An 18,344-nucleotide genomic window follows, 5' to 3' on the forward strand; every position below is an offset into this window, starting at 1 on the left:
CGACCCGCTCCCCGACGGGGTTCGAAATTCATCCCAAACGACCTTACCGGGGGCTGGTGAAACCCGTACGAAATGAGCGTCATCGCGGAGCTATCCATCCCGGTCGAGGACTTTCCGCTCGGTCGCGCACTCGCCGTCACGCCGAACATGCAGATCGAACTGGAGCGCATCGTCCCGACAGATACCGGTGCGCTCCCCTTCTTCTGGGTCCGGGGCGACGACGTGGACGCGTTCGTCGCCGAGCTACGGGAGGAGACCGACGTGGACGCGATCTCGATTCTGGACCGGTTCGAGGACGGCGCGCTCATCCGGGCGACGTGGACCGCGACGCCCGGATTCGTGGAGGGCATCCTCCGGTCGGAAGCCACACTACTGGAGGTGACTCGCTACGACGACGTGTGGCGGTTCCGACTCCGGTCGCCCGACCGCGAGGCGGTCGCGGCCCTGCAACGCTACTGCGCCGAGAACGACATCGACCTCCGTCTCGACCGCATCAGCAGCCTCGGCGAGGTCGAGTCCGGCCAGCAGTACGGCCTGACCGACGACCAGCGCCGGACCATCGTGACGGCGTTCGAGGCGGGCTACTTCGACGACCCGCGGGGGACGACCCTCGAAGAACTCGGGACCGAGTTCGACATCTCTCCGCGGGCGGTCTCGAAGCGACTCCGGCGCGGACTTCGGAACCTCGTGGACGCGACGCTGATAACCGACGACGTATAAACCCGTTCAGCATCGAACCGGACCGAGTAGGCCGTCGGAGCGCGAACTGAGAACACGTACTCCGAAGAGACGCGTACTCCGCGAGTCCGACGTATCCATGAGCGAGAAGCAACAACCACCACGTTCCAAATCGTTACTGACCCACGAACTCGAAGCCGACCAGACTCCCAGCGAAGGCGTCGTCGCCGCCGTCTCGGCGGCGTCGGAGTCCGACCCGGCCGACATCGAACCGCTCGCGGAGGCCATCGACCCGGACGCCGTAGACGCGCTGTTCGCCGACCACTACGACGGGACGCCACGCGGAACCGGATACGTCCAGTTCGCGTACGCTGGCTACGACGTCGTCGTGAGCGGCGACGGCCTCGTCTCGCTCCTCGGTGACGGATAGCTTCGCTCGGTCGTCTCGCGGTCAGTCACGTCTCCATTCTCCACCGGCCGGTCCCCCCGTCGTCGCTCCGGTTCCCCAACGGTTATCGCCTCTCCGACGCACGTCACTGCCATGACAGCGGCGGCAGACTGCATCTTCACGAACGCGGAGGTACGCACGCTGGACGACGAAGACACCACCGCGGAGGCGGTCGCGGTGCGCGACGGCGAAATCGTCCGGGTCGGCGAGGCCTACGAACTCGACTTTCTGAACGGCGTCGAGACCGAGGAGGTTGACCTCGGCGGGCGCGTCCTGCTCCCCGGTTTCATCGACGCCCACACCCACCTCTCGCACGTCGGGCGCTCGCTGGTCTACGCCGACCTCGCGGCGGCCGACTCGCCCGACGACAGCGTGGCCCTGCTCGCCGACTCCGCGGACGACGGTGACGCGAGCGACGCCGAGGGAGACGACGCCGACGACTGGATTCTCGGCTTCGGCTACGACGAGAGCACGTGGGAGGAATCGCGCTACCTGACTCGCGAGGACTTGGACCGCGTCTCGACCGAGCGCCCGGTCGCGGCGTTCCGCGAGGACATGCACATCGCGGCGGTCAACTCGGTCGCGCTCGACCGCTACGCCGCCGCGATGCCCGACGACGACGTGCAGACGGAGGGCGGCGACCCGACCGGCGTCGTCGTGGAGGAGGCGGTGGACGTCATCTACGAGGCCATCGAACCGGACGCCGACGAGATGCGGACGCTGCTCGACGCGGCACAGCGCGAGGCCCACCGGAAGGGCGTCACGGGCGTCCACGACATGGTCCGCCAGTCGCGCGCCCCGGCGGTCTACCGGCAGATGGAACTCGACGGCGACCTCGCGCTCCGGGTGCGAATCAACTACTGGTCGGACCACCTCGACGCCGTCGTGGAGACCGGTCTCCGGACCAACCACGGGAGCGAGTTCGTCCGGACCGGCGCGATAAAGACGTTCACCGACGGGAGTCTCGGCGGTCGGACCGCGAAGCTCTCGGAACCGTACGCGGACGCTGACGAATCGGAAACCGGCCAGTGGGTCGTCGCGCCCGACGAGTTACGCGACCTCGTCGGCGAGGCCGACGACGCCGACCTCCAGTTGACCGCCCACGCCATCGGCGACGAGGCGGTCGAGGAGGTCCTGTCGGCCTACGAGGAGACCGGCGACCCCGCCGCCTCGCGCCATCGCGTCGAACACGCCGAGTTGGTCGGCGACGAGAGCCTCGACCGATTCGCCGACAGCGGGGTCGTCGCGTCGGTTCAGCCGAACTTCCTCAAGTGGGCCCAAGAGGGCGGCCTCTACGACGACCGCCTCGGGTCCGAGCGCCGCGAGCGGTCGAACCGCTACGCCGACCTGCTGGACGCCGGCGCGCACCTCGCGTTCGGGAGCGACTGCATGCCGATGGACCCGCTGTTCGGCGTCCACCAGACCGTCAACGCGCCCGAGGAGCGCCAGCGACTCTCGGTGACCGAGGCGCTCCGGGCGTACACGCGGGGCGCGGCCTACGCCGGGTTCGACGAGGACCGACTCGGCACCGTCGAGGCGGGCAAGAAGGCCGACTTCACCGTGCTGGAGCGCTCGCCGTGGGACCACCCCGAGGACATCGAGAGCATCGACGTGGCGATGACGGTCGTGGACGGCGACGCGGTGTACGACACTCGGAACTGAGGCGAGGGCGCTCTTAACCTTCGAATCTGGGATTTCGCACCCTACTTTTCCGCATTTCCACCCCACTACCCGGTAGTAAACGTCTATTATTTAGGTTCGGTGCCGGGGTTCGTCGGTTACTATTCACTCACAACCTACTGAAAACGCAAAGCGAGTCCACCGGCGGGCTATGAAGAGAAAATACTTTCAATACCGGCGACCGAAGTTTGTCACAATCGTAGGTGGCTGACTGTGCCAAAAATGGAAACGGCGGACATCGAAACCGACCTGAGCCTCTTCAAGTACGACAACCTCGAACAGTTGCCCGACGCCTATCGGGAACTGGACGAAGACGAGAGAACCGACCGCATCGAGGCCGCGAAGCGGGAGTTGGGCGACGACCTCGTGATACTGGGCCACAACTACCAGCGAAGGGAGATAGTCGAACACGCCGACTTCGTCGGCGACTCCTACCAGTTGAGCGTCGAGGCCGCGAACGCGGACGCGGAGTACGTGGTCTTCGGCGGCGTGACGTTCATGGCCGAGTCGGCGGACATCATCACCGACGACGACCAGACCGTGATTCTTCCCTCGATGGAGGCCTCCTGTCCCATGGCCGGGATGGCCGAGGCCCTACAGGTGGACGCCGCTTGGGCCGAGATAACGAACGCGGCCCCCGACGCCGAGATTATCCCCATCACGTACATGAACTCCTACGCCGACCTGAAGGCGTTCTGCGCCGAGCAGGGCGGGGCGGTCTGCACCTCCTCGAACGCCCACGAGGTGTTCGAGTGGGCCTTCGACCGGGGCGACAAGGTACTGTTCCTGCCCGACAAGCACCTCGGGGAGAACACCGCCCACCGCCTCGGGATGGGAGACGACATCGCCGAGTGGGACCCGTGGGACCCCGAGGGCAAGTCGGCCGAGGAAGTGGCCGACAGCGACATCGTGCTATGGGACGGCTACTGTCAAGTCCACGAGCGATTCCGCGTGGACCACGTCGAGCGGATTCGCGACGAGCATCCCGACGCCAAGGTCGTCGTCCACCCCGAGTGCAGGCGCGAGGTCGTCGAGGCCGCGGACGAGGCCGGTTCGACCGCGACCATCACGCGGACCGTCGAGGACGCCGACCCCGGCGAGACGTGGGCCATCGGCACCGAGATTCACCTCACGAACCACCTCCAGCGGTGGCACCCCGAGGTGAACGTCCTGCCGCTCTGCGGGGAGGCGTGTATGGACTGCAACGCGATGCGCCAGATAGACCCCAACTACCTGACGTGGGTGCTGGAGGAGTTGGTCGCGGGCCGCGAGCGCAACGTCATCGAGGTCGCGCCCCGCGAGGCCGAACTGGCGAACGTGGCGATGGAGCGCATGCTGGAGATATGACCATGACGGGCGAGACAGACGCGACTCCGGAAGCCGCCGAAACGGACGTTCTCGTGGTCGGGAGCGGCGTCGCCGGCTGTGCGACTGCGCTCTCGGCCGCGCGCGAGGGTGCCGACGTGCTGGTCGTCACGAAGGCGACCCGGCCCGAGGAGACGACCTCCCACTGGGCGCAGGGCGGGGTCGCCACGACGCGCTCGGACCCCGAGACGTTCGAGCGCGACATCCTCGCGGCCAGCGCCGACACCGCCGACCCCGAGGCGGTCGAGGTGCTGGTCGAAGAATCGCGCGACGCCGTCGAGGACGTGCTGGTCGAGACGCTGGACGTGCCCTTCGACCGCGCGACGGGGGAGGACGCGGACCGAGCGGGCGCGGACGCCGACTTCGACTACGGCCGAGAGGCCGCCCACTCGGAACCTCGCATCCTCCACGTCGATGCCAGCACGGGCAAGCACGTCCTCGGGCCGTTCCTCTCGCACCTCGACGACCACGAGCGCGTGACCGTGCGGGAGGACACCGCCGCGCTCGACCTCATAACCCGCGAGGGCCGGGTTCACGGCGCGGTCGTGGACGGTGGCCGAGACGACGCGACCGAACCCGAACCGGTCTTCGCCGGCGCGACGGTCCTCGCCACGGGCGGCATCGGTGCGCTGTACGAGAACTCCACGAATCCCGAGACTGCGACCGGCGACGGGATAGCGATGGCGGCGCTCGCGGGGGCCGATGTCGAGGACATGGCCTACGTGCAGTTCCACCCCACCGCGTATGCAGGCAGCGAGGCGCGGAGCGCCTCGAAGCGGAGCGGTGAAGCCGCGAAGCGGGACGACCCCTTCCTCGTCAGCGAGGCGGTCCGCGGGGAGGGCGCGCTCCTCCGGAACGCCGACGGCGAGCGGTTCATGCCCGACTACCACGACGACGCCGAGTTAGCGCCTCGGGACGTGGTGGCCCGCGCCGTCGCGGACGAACGCGAGGCGACCGGCGAGGTCCGACTGGACGTGAGTCCCCTCGACTTCGAGTCGGAGTTCCCGGACCTCGCCGCGAAGTGCGAGGCCCGCGGCGTGGACTGGTCCGAGGGCATCCCGGTCGAACCGAGCGAACACTTCCTCTGCGGCGGCATCGCGGTGGACGACCGCGGGCGGACGAATCTGGACCGCCTGTTCGCGGTCGGCGAGTGCGCCCGGACCGGCGTCCACGGCGCGAACCGCCTCGCGTCCACGAGTCTGCTGGAGGGGTTGGTCTGGGGCCTGCGCGCCGGGGAGTCGGCCGCCGGTCACGCCCCCGAGCGCGTCGAAGCGCCCGACCTCCGCGACAGCGACCCCGACCTGCCCTCGGGGTTCGCCCGCGAGAAGTTCGTCCGCTTGCGCCGGGTGATGGACGAGCGAGTGGGCATCCGTCGGACGCCCGACGGACTCCGGCGCGCGACCGCGGTCCTCCGGCGACTCAAGGGCGAAGTGGACGCCTACACCCGGACACGCACGTCGCGGAGCCTCTACGAACTCCGGAACGCCAGCGTGGTCGCGCTGCTGGTCGCCCGCGACGCGCTGGACGCCGAACCGGTCGGCTGTCACGCGCTCGCGGAGGAATCAACGGAGGTCTCAGCGAATGCGAGTGACTGACCGCAAAGTCGAGGACTGGCTCCGCGAGGACGTGGGTCACCGCGACGTGACCAACCACGTCCCCGGCGAGACGACGGGGAGACTCGTCGCCAAGCAGTCGGGCGTCGCGGCCGGACTCGACGCCGCGACGGCGGTCTTCGACTACCTCGGCGCGGACTGCGAGGCGACCGTCGAGGCGGGCGACCACATCGAGACCGGTGATGCGCTACTGGAGGTCGCTGGCGACGCGGCGTCGGTCCTGCGAGGCGAGCGCGTCGCGGTCAACGTCGCGGGCCACGCCTCGGGCGTCGCCACCGCGACCCGGCGGGCCGTGGACCTCGCGGACGAGGTCGGCGAGGTAGCCATCGCGGGCACCCGCAAGACCACGCCCGGACTGCGCGGCGTCGAGAAGCGCGCCATCGCGGCGGGCGGCGGCGACACCCACCGACTCACCCTCTCGGGGATGGTGATGGTCAAGGACAACCACGTCGCCGAGATGGGACTGGAGAACGCGGTCCGGCACTTCCGCGAGCAGAAGTCGTTCGCCACCAAAATCGAGGTCGAGGTCGAGCGCCCGGACGACGCGCGGCGGGCCGCCGACGCCGGAGCCGACATCGTGCTGTTGGACAACATGACGCCCGACGAAGTGCGAGAGGGCGTGGCGGCGTTACCCGACGAGGTGCTGGCGGAGGCCAGCGGCGGTATCCGCTTCGAGGACGTGCCCGACTACGCCGCGACTGGCGTGGACGTGATTTCGATGGGGGCGCTGACGCACTCGGCGGACTCGCTGGACCTGTCGTTCAGGACCGGGGAGTAGCTGAAGACAATTGTATATCCGTTCGAGCAATTATTTCGTTTCTTTCCGGTGGGTGTAGATTGGTTACGGTGGTCGGGAGTGGCGGACGGGCGCGCCGCGTTCGCGCCGCGCCCACCGCACGCGCCGGACCGGAAATTCGGTTTTGCAGAACCGGTTTCCGAATTCTCGAACCGCTACTCCAGCAGATTCCGGCCGGTCATCGCTTCGGGCTGGTCCACACCAATCAGCGACAGCAGCGTCGGCGCGACGTCACAGAGCGACCCGCCCTCGCGGACGCGCTTGCCGGCGCTGTCGTTCTCGGGGGACAGGTAGACCAGCGGGACCAGATTGTAGGTGTGGGCGGTGTGGGGGTCCTCCGGCGTCCCCATGTCGTCGGCGTTGCCGTGGTCGGCGGTGACGAGCGCGTGCCCGCCCGCCGCTTCGACCGCCGCGACGAGGCGGCCCAACTGCTCGTCCACGGCCTCGACGGCCTCGACCGCGGCGTCGAAGTCGCCCGTGTGGCCCACCATGTCCGGGTTCGCGTAGTTGAGGACCAGCACGTCGGGGTCGTCGCTCTCGATGGTCTCGATGGCGGTGTCGGTGACCCCCTCGGCGCTCATCTCGGGTCGCTGGTCGTAGGTCGGCACGTCGGGAGACTCGACGATTTTGCGGACCTCGCCGTCGAACTCGACTTCCCGGCCGCCGTTCAGGAAGTAGGTGACGTGGGCGTACTTCTCCGATTCGGCGATGCGCAGTTGCGTGAGACCGTTCTCCGCCAGCACCTCGCCGAGCGTGTCCGCGGGCTGGTGGGGCGGGAACGCCACCGGCAGGTCGAACTCCGCGTCGTACTGGGTCATCGTCGCCAGCAGAATCTCGGGCGGCGAGGTGTCGAACTCCCACACGGAGTCGATGTCGTCTCGCGGCTCCGCCGCTTGACCGTCCGAGGCGTGCTGCGCCTCGCTACCCGCGAGCATCCGGGTGAGCTGTCTGGCGCGGTCGGCCCGGAAGTTGAAGAAGACGGCGGCGTCGCCGTCCTCCATCGCGGTACCGCCCGCCACGAGCGTCGGCTCCACGAACTCGTCGGTCGTGTCCCGTTCGTAGCTCCGTTCGACGGCTTCGACCGCCGACTCGGCCTCGTGGTCGGCCTCGCGGTTCACGATGGCGTCGTAGGCGCGCTTCGTGCGCTCCCAGTTCTGATCGCGGTCCATCGCGTAGTAGCGCCCCGAGACGGTCGCCACGTCGCCCGTGCCCTCGCGGTCGATGACCGACTGGAGGTCCCCGAGGAACTCCGCGCCGCTCCTCGGCGGGGTGTCCCGCCCGTCGGTGAACGCGTGCGTCACGGCGTCGACCCCGCGCTCGGCGGCCAACTCGATGAGCGCGTAGAGGTGCCTCTGGTCGGAGTGGACGCCGCCCTCGCTCACGAGTCCCGTGAAGTGAACCCGGCCGTCGTTCTCTCGTGCGTAGTCGAACGCCGACGCGATGGCCTCGTTGTCCCCCAGCTCGCCGTTCTCGATGGCGTCTTCGATGCGGGTGTACTCCTGCTTGACCACCCGGCCCGCGCCGATGTTGAGGTGGCCGACCTCGCTGTTGCCCATCTGGCCCTCGGGAAGGCCGACCCGCCGCCCGGTCACGTTCAGCGTGCCGTACGCGCCCGCCTCGGCGTACCGGTCGAAGTTCGGCGTGTCGGCGGCTTCGATGGCGTTTCGTCCACCGTCTTCGCTTCCGAGTCCCCACCCGTCGAGTACGATGAGCGCGGCTTTCATGCGCGAAGGCAGGGCGTCGCGTCCTAACTACTCTTCGGCTTCGAAAACGCATGTCGCCCGGCGAGCGCGTCTGCGGAGAGGCGAGCACCTCTCACAGAATTGGGAATCGTGAACCGAAGCATTTCATAGACGTTCCCGTAAGAAAATTAATATATCTTCATAGCAAAATCCTCGGCGGAGGTGAGAGAGAATGCTCAAGCTTCTGAGCGTGGGCGTGTTCGGTAGCTGCGGAACCGCCCTGTGTGACAGATACGACGACTAACGTTACCCGTTTCCGATTTTTGACCGAAGTCGAACTCCGACCCGCCAGAACGTGCTCGATTCGAGCGCATCCCGGAGCGCTTCGACCGCGACCTTTTTCGGTTCCGGGTCGCATGGCGAGATGTATGACTCTCGACCCGGTGCATTTCGACGGCATCGCGGGGTTGGCCGACCGCATCGACTACGACGCCGAGGACGAAGACCACCGGGACGCCGCCGAAGACGTGTGGGACCACTACCTCGACCCGCTGTACGGCGACGCCACCGAGCCGATTCTCGAACCGCTCGGCGACCAGTCGCGCCGTAGAGCCAACTGCGAGGACATCGCGCTCGAAGAGCCGCCCTTTCCGACGACGCACGGGCTCGACTCCGGGACGCTGAACCCCCGGCCGTTCAAGAACGGACTCGTCCTCGACGTGGCTCACGCCGCGATGAGCGCCACGCCGTCGGAGTTGGACCTCCACGACTGCCGGACCGTCGTCAAGGCGCTTCACTCGAACGACACCTCGAAGAAGTTCGGCACGGAGTGGGAGGAGTACGGCGAGGGAAGCAAACGCCGCATCGTCCACACGCATCTGCCCCAAAATCAGTACGAGGAGGACGTGGTCCACGCGCTCGCGCTCTACCTCGCCGAGAGCAGTCACGCGCTCGAACACGCCGACCGCGTGAGCGAATTCCTGCTCCTCGACGGTCCCATCTACCCGAAGGGCGTCCTGCGGTGGTATTCGCGGAGTTCGGTCCTGACCGACCTGTTCGAGGACTCCGAACACGTCGCTCGAATCCTCGAAAACTACGTCGAACTGGTCGAGACGTTCGCCGAGCGCGAGGTCCCGCTCGCCGGGTTCGTCAAGAACGTCTCCGCGAAGTCCATCGTCCGGACGCTCAAGCGCGAGACCGACTTCGGCCCGGTGCCGTGGGCCCACGACGCGGGGCTGTTCGCCCAGATTCTCGAACGCAGGGAACTCGTGGACGGCGAGTTCGAGCGCCTGACCGACGACCTGACGCTCACGAACTGGTTCGAGTCGCGCACGGGCCTCGACGGGTTCTTCGACGACCCCGACAACGACCACGTCGACCGGAAACTCGACCCCGACGAGTACGCGGTGACGTTCTGCGTGGTGTACGACCCGCGCCGCGACCTCGTGTTCAAAATCGAGGCTCCGAAGGTCTTCACCCGAGACGAGGCGACCCGCGAGCGAATCGAGCGCCAGATTCTCCAGGAGGTCGCGCTCCAGCGAGGACCGCCGCGGGCGATTGCGAAGGCCGACGACCTCGCGGCCATCGACCGCGGAAGTGCCGACTCGCTGGTGGAGTCGTTCGAGCGGTCGCTGAACACCGAACTGGACGAGAACTACGACGCGGTGCGGTGGGGTCGGGACTACTGAGTGCCGACCGCCACGCCGAAAACCGAGTCGGAAAACCGAGTCGGAAAATCGATGCCGAAACTTATCGCGGTTCGGCGGTCTCTACGTCCTGCTTTTCGACGGTGATCTCCACGTCGTCGGCCTCGATGCCGATGCGCGCGAACTGCGTCCGGATGTGGTCCTCGGCCGCCTCGGTCGCCTGCTCGCGGGTGTCGAACCCGCGGGGCATCGGCGACTCGAACGCGACGTTGACCTTCTCGCCATCGACCTCTTGGACCGTGCCGCCGCTCTCGACCTGATAGAACTCGTCGCAGACCCACACGTAGGGGGCGTCCTCGTCGGGCGCGCCCTTGAACCGCGGCGCGCGCTCCCCTCGCTCGTACAGCGTGCCGGTGAGGGTGGTACCCCCCGCTTCGCCACGGATGAGTAGCATAGACCGGACGTACGTCGCGGGGAGGTAAAAGCGACCCGTTCGAGGGAACGCTTCGCACGCGCGGCGGTCCGGCGGTCGGACGCCGGACCCGCGCCGGAGGGAAACCTGTTTGTCCCATGCGCTCATTGCCGGGGAACGATGACCGACCTCGGCGACTTCAGCAGGTCCGGCGGGGACGACGACTCGGACACCTCCGAGTCGAGTCCGGCAGCGACCGACGAGTTCGACGCGGACGACTCCGATAGCGCTCCCGTCGCCTCCGACTCCGACGCGACGGACCGCGACGGGGCGGGCGACGACCTCGACGACGTGGGTGACTTCGAGACCACGAGTTCCGCCGCGCGCGACGACGACCGGTTCGACACCGTGCCGACAGACCCGCGAGGGACCGACACGGGCATCGGCACGCTCTCGGCGGCCGAGGGACTCCGCATCGGCGAGGACGAGGACGAGACCCACGTGCAGGCGTACGTCACCGCCGACAACCGCGAGGACGTGCGGGTCGGCAAGTACCTGCTCGTGCCCTACCCGGACGGCGAGAAGTTGTTCGCGCGGGTCGCCGCGCTCGAATACCGACAGGAGTACCGCGTGGACGACGCGACCGAGATTCACTCCAAGCGCGCGATGCGCCGCGACGACATCGAGGAGACCGACTACAAACTGATGGCGGACCTCGAACCCGTCGCGGTCCTCTACGAGGACGGCGAGGGGCCAGACGTAGAGCTAAAACGCCGGATGACCGACCGCGTGCCCAAACCGAAGTCGGTCGTCCGCGAGGCCAGCGACAAGCCCGAGATAAAGACCGGGCTGAAGATGCCCGAGGACGGCGTGTTCCTCGGCCACCTCTCGGTCGGCGGGGAGAAGGTCCGGACCGCGGCCGAACCCCCGACAATCGACTACCGGCTCAAGGACGACTACGCCGACGGCGACCCGCTCGTCTTCCGACACACGCTGGTCGCCGGGGGCACGGGGTCGGGGAAGACCCACGGCGCGAAGAACGTCCTCCGGCAGTTCCTCGCCGACGAGCGACGCTACGAGATGGAGGACGGCGCGGAGCGACGCGCCGCGGTCGTCCAGTTCGACCCGCAGGACGAGTACGCCCAGATGCACGACGACAACCCCGACGTGACCCGCGAGGACGAGCGCAAGTGGGAGGCCGAGAACGTCGCCCACGGCGGCCACGACGACACCGTGGCGTTCGTCCCGAAGGTCGGGAACAGCTCCTACGCCGCCGACCACCACCGCGCCGAGCAGGTCGAGTTCACGATTCCGTTCTCGATGGTCCGGGACCGGCCGTGGCTGGTCGCGGGCGCGAGCCTCAACGACAACCAGTACAACGCGCTGACGCTCCTGATTCGGCGGTTCTTCGACCAGTTCGGGGACGCGGGGACCTATCGGGAGTTCGTGGACTACATCGACGACCCGGCGTTGCGCGAGGAGTTGGACGAGTCGGGTCGGGTCCACGAGGCGACCTACGACGCGGTCAAGCGCCGGGTCATCGGGTCGGCGTTCGCCGACGTGTTCGACCAAGACGCCCGGCCCATCACCGACCAGATTCGGTCGTTCGTCAAGCCCGGCCAGTTGACCGTAGTGCCGACCTACCACGTCAACGACTCGCGGGCGACCGAGGTCGTCGTGCTGGCGCTCGCCAGTTTGCTCGTGGACGAGAAGCTGTCGAACGCGCCGCGCTACGACCGCGTGAAGGAGACGCCGCTCGTCGTCGGGATGGACGAGGCCCACAACTTCCTGACCGACGCCGACAGCGTGCAGGCCCGGAAGGTCATCGGGAAGTTCACCGAGGCCGCCAAGCAGGGCCGCAAGGAGCGACTCGGCCTGTTCCTCATCACGCAGGACCCCCAAGACATCCACGAGGCGGTCTTCAAGCAGATAAACACGACCGTCGTCCTGAATCTCGGCGACGAGGACGCCATCAAGAGCGTCAACATCCCCTCGAAACTGGAGGGGAAGGTGCCCTACATGGAGAAGGGTCAGATGGTCGTCTACTCGCCCGACAACTCCGAACCGGTCGAGATAATCGGTCTCTCGAAGTGCGTGACCAAGCACGGCCGGGAGTAGGGAGTAGTCCGGGTCGCCAGCGCGGCGGGAAGTTCTCAGGTTTCAGGAATTGCCTGAACGGTTAAACGTCTGCTCGCCGTACGTTTTCACATGACCAAGAAGGTTCTCGTCCCCATCGACGGGTCGCCCCAGTCGAACGACGCGCTCGACTACGCACTCGAAGAGTTCGCCGAGGACGACATCACCCTGCTTCACGTCATCGACCCCATCGACGCGGGGTACACCGCGCCGGTCGGTCTCCCCGGCGGGTCCGAAGAGTGGTACGAAAATGAGAAGGAGAGCGCCGAGACGATCTTCGAGGAGGCCCGGACCGTCGCCGACGAGTACGGCGTGACCCTCGACTCGGCCACCGAGATGGGTCGGCCCGCCCAGACCATCGTGGAGTTCGCCGACGACGAGGAGTTCGACCAAATCGTGATGGGGAGCCACGGACGCTCTGGCGTCTCGCGCATCCTGCTCGGGAGCGTGGCCGAGACGGTCGTCCGGCGCGCCTCGATGCCGGTGACGGTGGTGCGCTGAGTCGGCGAACAGTCGAGCGAGCGCGGGCTCGTCGTTCCACGTTGAGTTTCAACAGTCGTACTGCGAGCGAACGCAGTGAGCGAGCGGCCTTTTTTGGTGCAGATTTTTCGAGGAGCGGTGCCCACAGCGAGCGACCGGAGGGAGCGAGCGAGGACACCCGACGAAGAAAAAGGTGCTAGAATATGTTCGCCTGCCGGTAGACGCTGATGCCCTCGTTCGTGATGGAGTAGGGCTTGATTTCCCGCGAGTGGTTCGCGTCCCGAATCTTCTGAATCTCGACGGCGAGTCGGGTCTCGCGGAAGTCGTCGGAACTCCGGATGTAGCGCAGGACGAACACCGCGTCCACGAGGTACTCGATGATGCCGTGCCGGGAGGCGTAGGGCGTGTCCTCGCTGGCCTCGCTGGTGAGCATCGTCGTCACGCCGGCCTCTTTCAGGCTCTTGGTGAAGTCGTAGATTTCGTTGCGGCGGGTGGCCTGCTCGTCGTACATCATCTCCAGCAGGGACACCGAGTCCAGCACGAGGCGAGTCGCGCCGAAGTCCTCGACCAGTCGCGGCAGGTCGTTGCGGATGGATGTCAGGCTGTTGGCCATCTCGATGGGGTCCAAGTCGATGACAGCGAGACTGCCCTCCTCCTCGTACGCTTCGAAGTCCCAGCCCTTCTCGGTCGCGGTGTTGACGATGCGGTCGTGGCTCTCTTCGAGCGTGATGAAAACCGCGTTCTCGCCCTGTTCGAGCGCCTCGTGGAGGAACTGGAGACCGAACGTCGTCTTGCCGGTCCCGGCCGACCCGATGGTCGTGACGAGCGAACGCTCGGGGACGCCGCCCTGAATCATGCTGTCCAGACCGTCGATGCCGAGGTCGATGCGCGGAATCGACGACTCGAACTCCTCGTCGTCGAACGCCTCGTCCTCGAAGGGTTCGCCGCCGCCGAACCCGCCGTCACCGCCGCCCATGCCGAACTCGCCGCCACCGCCGCCGAAGCCCCCCGACTCGCTCTGCGTCGCGCCGCCGAACCCGCCGCCGGCGGCACCCCCGCCACCGCCGGCACCGCCGCCCGCGCCGCCGTCGGGACCAGCGCCGCCGGGACTCGGCCCGTCGCCGGGCGCGTTCTCGAACGCGCTGGCGAAGTCCTCCTCGAAGAGACCTTCGTCCTCCGCGTCGTCCTCGTAGGGGTCGGCGTCCGCGAATCCGCGGCCGCCGGATTCGCTCGCCGAGGTCGGCGAGTCGGGGGACTCGCCTTCGTCGTCCGTGCTTCCCGTTCCGAACTCCCCGTCCGAGTCGGCGTCCGCGTCGAACGCCGGCGCGTCCGCGAACTCGCCGGTTTGGTCGGTTGGTTCGGCCGCCTCGTCTGGTGCGTCGTCGCCCGCGTTCTCGGCGGTGGTAGCTTCGGGCGTGTCGGGGTCGTGGGCGTCGGTTTCGGGCGTGTCGGGGTCGTGGGCGTCGGTTTCGGGCGTGTCGGGGTCGTGGGTGTCGGTTTCGGGCGTCTCGGTTCCGGGAGCGTCGGCGTCGGGGGCGTCCTCGCGGGCGTCGCTCTCCGCGGACTCGTCCGCGTCGGCGTCGTCCTCCCGGAGTGCGCGCTCGAACCAGTCGTCCTCGTCGGTCACGGGGGCCACCTCCTCGCGGGTCGAGCGCGTCGCATGCCCGAGTCCTCGGACCGACCGCATTTCAATGTTTCTCGGCGTCGCGTCGGCGGACTTTTCACGGCCGGGGCAGAACTGCCACTGATGAGAGTCGGCATCGTCGCCCAGAAGGGCAACTCTCGGGCCGCCCTGCTGGCCGAGCAGATACGCGACACGCTACCGGACGAGGTGTCGATTCGACTGGACGACGCGACCGCCGAGCGGTTGGACCGCGACGGCTCGCCGGTCGAGGAGATGGACGAGTGCGACCTCGTGGTCTCCATCGGCGGCGACGGCACGTTCCTCTTCGCGGCCCGCGGCGCGGGACCGACGCCGATTCTGGGCGTGAACCTCGGCGAGGTTGGCTTCCTGAACGGCGTCGCGCCCGACGACGCGGTCGAGACGGTCGAGGCGGTCGTCGCCGGCTACCGCGAGACCGACACGATTCCCTCGCGGGACGTGCCCCGACTTCGGGCCGAGGGCGACGGCGACTGGTCGGTCCACCCCGCGCTGAACGAAATCGTCGTGCAGGGTCCCCAGCGGGGCCACGGCGAGGGGCTGGACTACGAGGTCCGGGTCGACGACCGGGAGTTCACCGCCGGGCACGGCGACGGCGTGCTGGTCTCGACGCCGACCGGCAGTACGGCGTACAACCTGAGCGAGGGCGGCCCGCTGGTCCACCCCGACACCGACGCGCTGGTCGTCACGGAGATGTGCGCCGCCGAGTCGATGCCGCCGCTTGTCGTGCCCAGCGACAGCGCGGTCGAGATTCGGGCGACCGGCGCGGCGGTCGGCTACGTCAGCGCCGACAGCACGCGCGAGCAGTTCGATATGCCCGAGACGGTGCGCGTGCGTGCGGACCCGGAACCGACCCGCATCGCCGAACCGTCCAGCGACTTCTTCGAGGCGCTCGGGAAGCTCGACTGAGAGAAGCGTTCCTGCGACGGCCTGACTAGCCTTTCCGGAAGGGAAAGCCCTAATCCGTCGGATTCGCTACGATGCGATAATGGACGAACAACTGCCGGACGTGCAGGCCTCGGAACCCGACGTGACCGTGGGGCTGAACCGCGTCGGCGTGACGGGCGTCAAGAAACTCGTCGAACTCGCCCGACCGGACAAGCGACCCATCGTGCTGACCGCCGAGTTCGAGGTGCTGGTGGACCTGCCGAGTTGGCGGAAGGGCGCGGACATGAGCCGCAACATGGAGGTCGTGGACGAGATTCTGGAGGACGCGGTGAGCGAACCCACCTACCGCGTCGAGGACGTCTGCGGCGAGGCCGCCGAGCGACTGCTCGACAAGCACGACTACACCTCGAAGGCCGAGGTCAAGATGGAAGCCGAGTACATGATAAAGGACCGGACGCCCGAGAGCGACCGGCCGACGCAGGCCACGGCGGACATCATCGCCAGCGCGACCGCGACCGAGGAGGGCACCCGCGAGGAGATCGGCGCGCGCGTCACCGGCATGACGGTCTGTCCCTGTTCGCAGGGCATGATGGGCCAGACCGCCCGCGAGAAGTTGCAGGAGTTGGGCGTCGGCGAGGAGGAGGTCCGGGAGTTCCTCCGGGAGGTCCCGCAGGCGGGCCACTCCCAGCGCGGCCACGCGACCCTGACCGTCGAGCGCGAGGGCGCACCCGAGGCCGACCTCACGGACATCATCGAGGTCGCCCGCGACTCGATGAGCGCGCGCATCTACAACCTCGCCAAGCGTCCCGACGAGGACCACATGACCTTCGAGGCCCACGCGAACGCGAAGTTCGTCGAGGACTGCGTGCGCGACATGGCGGAGGGCGTCGTCAGCGAGTTCCCGGACCTGCCCGACGACGCCGTGGTGACGATGAAACAGAGCAACGACGAGTCCATCCACCAGCACAACGCCCACGCCGAACGCGTCGCCGAAGTGGGGCAACTCCGCGAGGAACTGTCGGACTGACGCGGTCTTCTCGTTCTTCCTGTTCGGCCCCCCAAGTTTCTGCGACCGGAGGAAACGCTCCCCTCTTTTCTTATTCCGTCGAATACCCGGGCGTTAGGCCTTCTCTGGAGTCAAGTCGGAGACGAGAAACTATCGACGCCGCGAAAAGGTCGCCAGACTTATCAGTCCGGGTGTAAAATGGACTTTACGTAAGGTGTCCTTTACACTCGCGGCACCAACCTACGTGACCACTCATGACATCGAAATCGTTCCCGCGGCTTCGACGGCTTTGCAACACCCTCCCGAAGACGAGCTACGACCGGGATTTCGAATCGCTGTCGGCCCTCCAGCAACTCCTGACGGTCGTCGCGACGGCCGTCGTCGTTCTCACGATTCCACCCCTGCTCGTCGAATCGCCGGAGGCGGAGAGCACGGTAGGCGTCTCGCTCGCGGTCGGGGTCCTCTACAGCCTCGCGAACCTGCTCGCTCGGTACAACCGAAGATAACGCGACCGGCCAAAACGACGACCGGTGTCGGAATCGACCGCACTCTCGGTATCGGTTCCCCCGCGGGACCGACCGTGCCGGAGGCTCCCACACACTCATACGCCTCGACACCCTATCGGAACGAGTGAGAATCCCATGAGTGTCACTGGCCTCTGTCAAATCTGCGAGCAGAACGAAGCCGAACACTCGTGTCCCAACTGCGGGACGCTCGCCTGCGAGGACCACTGGGACGAGGCGCGGGGCCTCTGCGCGCAGTGCGCCGCGACCGTCGAACGGGGCGGGCCCGACGAGGGCGCGGTCAGCCCCGACGACCTCGACGACGACGAAGTGATGCGGTTCTGAGCGAGCGTTCCGCTATCGCTCGCGGTTCAGTTGCCCCGCGAGTCGCCGCGCCGCCTGCCCCGCCGCCGCAGCGTAGTCGTCCTGCCCGCGATTCCGTCCGCGTCCCGCGGTCTCGCCGGCGTAGAGGACTTCGCGGGTGGCCTCGACCAGTCCGACGCCCGCGTGCGGACCGCCCTCGGGCGTGACGCTGGCCGCGATTTCGGGGTCGTTTTTCGCGCCGCCGACCGCGAGGAACGGCAGGTCCGGCGCGCGCTCGCGGAGGTGGTCGAGGTCGTCGCTCGACCCGCCGACGAGCAGTCCCACGTCGGCGGACACGGCATCGGCGGGCGAGGCATCCGCGGCCCACGACGCCGCGAGGTCGGCCACGTAGTCCGCGACGGTAGGAGCGTGGTCCGCCTCGGCTTCGTCGCTACCTTCCGTTTCGTCGTCGTTCCCGCCGGCGTCGCCCCTGTCGGCGTCGCCCCCGCCGCGGTTCTCGTCGCGGACTTCCGCCTCGTCTCCGTCGGTCGCAATGGCTCGGTCCTGAAGGTCGGCCGCGCCCGGATTGGGCGTCCGGCAGACCACGAAGACGCCGCAGTCGGCGTCGAGCGCGGACCGGAGGGCCGCGCGACCGCAGTACGGCGAGACCGTCACGGCGTCCGCGCGGCCGAGGAGGTCGGCGTCCGGGTTCGGCAGGTCGGCGTACTTGCCGTCGAGGACGACCGGGACGCCCCGGCCCCGCGCGTAGGCGACGGTCTCGGCCAGCGCGGTCCAGCCGTCGGCGTCGGCGTAGTACGCCGGATTCACCGCGTAGGCCGCGGCGTAGTCGTGCGTCGCGTCCACGATGCGGCGCGCGAACGCTCGCCGCGGGTAGTCGTACTCCCGGCAGTCGTCGGGGAGCCGCGAGCGGTCGGGGTTCAGGCCCACCGCGAGCAGGCTCTCGGTCCGCCGGATTCGCTCGCGGAGACGGTCGAAGACGGTCATACCGGGGGTTGCGGTGGGTCCGACATGGCTCTTGCCTTCGCGG

General features: G+C 67.9%; 17 protein-coding genes. 13 read left to right on the forward strand and 4 right to left on the reverse strand.

Annotated features, from left to right (window positions below):
- The first annotated feature begins 72 nt into the window (after window positions 1-72).
- From M0R88_RS02470 to nadC, 6 genes are all read left to right on the forward strand, one after another.
- Window positions 73-720, forward strand: coding sequence for a helix-turn-helix domain-containing protein (locus M0R88_RS02470; RefSeq protein WP_248655381.1), 648 nt, complete (start codon window positions 73-75; stop codon window positions 718-720).
- A 97-nt stretch (window positions 721-817) separates the two neighbouring features.
- The gene (gene ddfA / locus M0R88_RS02475) at window positions 818-1,108 is read left to right on the forward strand and encodes a DdfA family disk-determining factor (RefSeq protein WP_248655382.1); all 291 of its coding nucleotides are present in this window, start codon (window positions 818-820) and stop codon (window positions 1,106-1,108) included.
- Between the two features lie 111 nt (window positions 1,109-1,219).
- Window positions 1,220-2,788: an amidohydrolase gene (locus M0R88_RS02480; RefSeq protein ID WP_248655383.1), complete on the forward strand. Its 1,569-nt coding sequence runs from the start codon at window positions 1,220-1,222 to the stop codon at window positions 2,786-2,788.
- A gap of 231 nt (window positions 2,789-3,019) precedes the next feature.
- Entirely contained in the window at window positions 3,020-4,153 is a 1,134-nt protein-coding gene (nadA, locus tag M0R88_RS02485) for a quinolinate synthase NadA (protein WP_368409369.1), read from the forward strand.
- 2 nt (window positions 4,154-4,155) lie between these two features.
- Complete coding sequence (locus tag M0R88_RS02490; RefSeq protein ID WP_248655384.1) at window positions 4,156-5,766, forward strand: L-aspartate oxidase; 1,611 nt, start codon at window positions 4,156-4,158, stop codon at window positions 5,764-5,766.
- Window positions 5,753-6,562 carry a carboxylating nicotinate-nucleotide diphosphorylase gene (nadC, locus tag M0R88_RS02495; protein WP_248655385.1) on the forward strand — a complete coding sequence of 270 codons (810 nt, stop codon included), beginning with the start codon at window positions 5,753-5,755 and terminating at the stop codon, window positions 6,560-6,562. The genes M0R88_RS02490 and nadC overlap by 14 nt, the downstream gene beginning before the upstream one ends.
- A gap of 173 nt (window positions 6,563-6,735) precedes the next feature.
- Here the strand turns inward: nadC and gpmI are convergent, their stop codons facing one another.
- Window positions 6,736-8,304 carry a 2,3-bisphosphoglycerate-independent phosphoglycerate mutase gene (gpmI, locus tag M0R88_RS02500; protein ID WP_248655386.1) on the reverse strand — a complete coding sequence of 523 codons (1,569 nt, stop codon included), beginning with the start codon at window positions 8,302-8,304 and terminating at the stop codon, window positions 6,736-6,738.
- Window positions 8,305-8,690: 386 nt separating this feature from the next.
- Here gpmI and M0R88_RS02505 point away from each other — a divergent pair, with 386 nt between their 5' ends.
- Window positions 8,691-9,950, forward strand: a complete 1,260-nt coding sequence (locus M0R88_RS02505; RefSeq protein WP_248655387.1) for a DNA double-strand break repair nuclease NurA — start codon at window positions 8,691-8,693, stop codon at window positions 9,948-9,950.
- Window positions 9,951-10,011: 61 nt separating this feature from the next.
- Here M0R88_RS02505 and M0R88_RS02510 read toward each other — a convergent pair whose 3' ends face one another.
- The gene (locus M0R88_RS02510; protein ID WP_248655388.1) at window positions 10,012-10,362 is read right to left on the reverse strand and encodes a DUF7113 family protein; all 351 of its coding nucleotides are present in this window, start codon (window positions 10,360-10,362) and stop codon (window positions 10,012-10,014) included.
- A gap of 138 nt (window positions 10,363-10,500) precedes the next feature.
- Between M0R88_RS02510 and M0R88_RS02515 the strand changes: the two genes are divergently transcribed.
- Window positions 10,501-12,438: an ATP-binding protein gene (locus M0R88_RS02515; RefSeq protein WP_248655389.1), complete on the forward strand. Its 1,938-nt coding sequence runs from the start codon at window positions 10,501-10,503 to the stop codon at window positions 12,436-12,438.
- 90 nt (window positions 12,439-12,528) lie between these two features.
- The gene (locus M0R88_RS02520; RefSeq protein ID WP_248655390.1) at window positions 12,529-12,957 is read left to right on the forward strand and encodes a universal stress protein; all 429 of its coding nucleotides are present in this window, start codon (window positions 12,529-12,531) and stop codon (window positions 12,955-12,957) included.
- A gap of 175 nt (window positions 12,958-13,132) precedes the next feature.
- On the opposite strand, the gene M0R88_RS02525 is transcribed toward M0R88_RS02520, so the two are convergent.
- The gene (locus M0R88_RS02525; protein ID WP_248655391.1) at window positions 13,133-14,563 is read right to left on the reverse strand and encodes a KaiC domain-containing protein; all 1,431 of its coding nucleotides are present in this window, start codon (window positions 14,561-14,563) and stop codon (window positions 13,133-13,135) included.
- 120 nt (window positions 14,564-14,683) lie between these two features.
- Here M0R88_RS02525 and M0R88_RS02530 point away from each other — a divergent pair, with 120 nt between their 5' ends.
- The 4 genes from M0R88_RS02530 (at window position 14,684) to M0R88_RS02545 (ending at window position 17,338) form a co-directional block, all read left to right on the forward strand.
- Entirely contained in the window at window positions 14,684-15,505 is an 822-nt protein-coding gene (locus tag M0R88_RS02530; RefSeq protein WP_248655392.1) for an NAD(+)/NADH kinase, read from the forward strand.
- 79 nt (window positions 15,506-15,584) lie between these two features.
- Window positions 15,585-16,511 carry a GTP cyclohydrolase MptA gene (gene mptA, locus M0R88_RS02535; protein WP_248655393.1) on the forward strand — a complete coding sequence of 309 codons (927 nt, stop codon included), beginning with the start codon at window positions 15,585-15,587 and terminating at the stop codon, window positions 16,509-16,511.
- A 233-nt stretch (window positions 16,512-16,744) separates the two neighbouring features.
- Window positions 16,745-16,996 (forward strand): hypothetical protein, encoded by a 252-nt coding sequence (locus M0R88_RS02540; protein ID WP_248655394.1) that lies wholly within the window; start codon window positions 16,745-16,747, stop codon window positions 16,994-16,996.
- Window positions 16,997-17,131: 135 nt separating this feature from the next.
- Complete coding sequence (locus M0R88_RS02545; RefSeq protein ID WP_248655395.1) at window positions 17,132-17,338, forward strand: hypothetical protein; 207 nt, start codon at window positions 17,132-17,134, stop codon at window positions 17,336-17,338.
- Window positions 17,339-17,350: 12 nt separating this feature from the next.
- On the opposite strand, the gene pyrF is transcribed toward M0R88_RS02545, so the two are convergent.
- Entirely contained in the window at window positions 17,351-18,301 is a 951-nt protein-coding gene (pyrF, locus tag M0R88_RS02550) for an orotidine-5'-phosphate decarboxylase (RefSeq protein ID WP_248655396.1), read from the reverse strand.
- Window positions 18,302-18,344: the final 43 nt, after the last annotated feature.

Origin of the sequence: Halorussus gelatinilyticus (assembly GCF_023238445.1) — an archaeon.
GTDB lineage: Archaea > Halobacteriota > Halobacteria > Halobacteriales > Haladaptataceae > Halorussus > Halorussus gelatinilyticus.

Coding starts and splice junctions, on each gene's coding strand:
- M0R88_RS02470 (WP_248655381.1), top strand. CDS start 73: ATGAGCGTCATCGCGGAGCTATCCATCCCGGTCGAGGACTTTCCGCTC.
- ddfA (WP_248655382.1), top strand. CDS start 818: ATGAGCGAGAAGCAACAACCACCACGTTCCAAATCGTTACTGACCCAC.
- M0R88_RS02480 (WP_248655383.1), top strand. CDS start 1,220: ATGACAGCGGCGGCAGACTGCATCTTCACGAACGCGGAGGTACGCACG.
- M0R88_RS02490 (WP_248655384.1), top strand. CDS start 4,156: ATGACGGGCGAGACAGACGCGACTCCGGAAGCCGCCGAAACGGACGTT.
- nadC (WP_248655385.1), top strand. CDS start 5,753: ATGCGAGTGACTGACCGCAAAGTCGAGGACTGGCTCCGCGAGGACGTG.
- gpmI (WP_248655386.1), bottom strand. CDS start 8,304: ATGAAAGCCGCGCTCATCGTACTCGACGGGTGGGGACTCGGAAGCGAA.
- M0R88_RS02505 (WP_248655387.1), top strand. CDS start 8,691: ATGACTCTCGACCCGGTGCATTTCGACGGCATCGCGGGGTTGGCCGAC.
- M0R88_RS02510 (WP_248655388.1), bottom strand. CDS start 10,362: ATGCTACTCATCCGTGGCGAAGCGGGGGGTACCACCCTCACCGGCACG.
- M0R88_RS02515 (WP_248655389.1), top strand. CDS start 10,501: ATGACCGACCTCGGCGACTTCAGCAGGTCCGGCGGGGACGACGACTCG.
- M0R88_RS02520 (WP_248655390.1), top strand. CDS start 12,529: ATGACCAAGAAGGTTCTCGTCCCCATCGACGGGTCGCCCCAGTCGAAC.
- M0R88_RS02530 (WP_248655392.1), top strand. CDS start 14,684: ATGAGAGTCGGCATCGTCGCCCAGAAGGGCAACTCTCGGGCCGCCCTG.
- mptA (WP_248655393.1), top strand. CDS start 15,585: ATGGACGAACAACTGCCGGACGTGCAGGCCTCGGAACCCGACGTGACC.
- M0R88_RS02540 (WP_248655394.1), top strand. CDS start 16,745: ATGACATCGAAATCGTTCCCGCGGCTTCGACGGCTTTGCAACACCCTC.
- M0R88_RS02545 (WP_248655395.1), top strand. CDS start 17,132: ATGAGTGTCACTGGCCTCTGTCAAATCTGCGAGCAGAACGAAGCCGAA.
- pyrF (WP_248655396.1), bottom strand. CDS start 18,301: ATGACCGTCTTCGACCGTCTCCGCGAGCGAATCCGGCGGACCGAGAGC.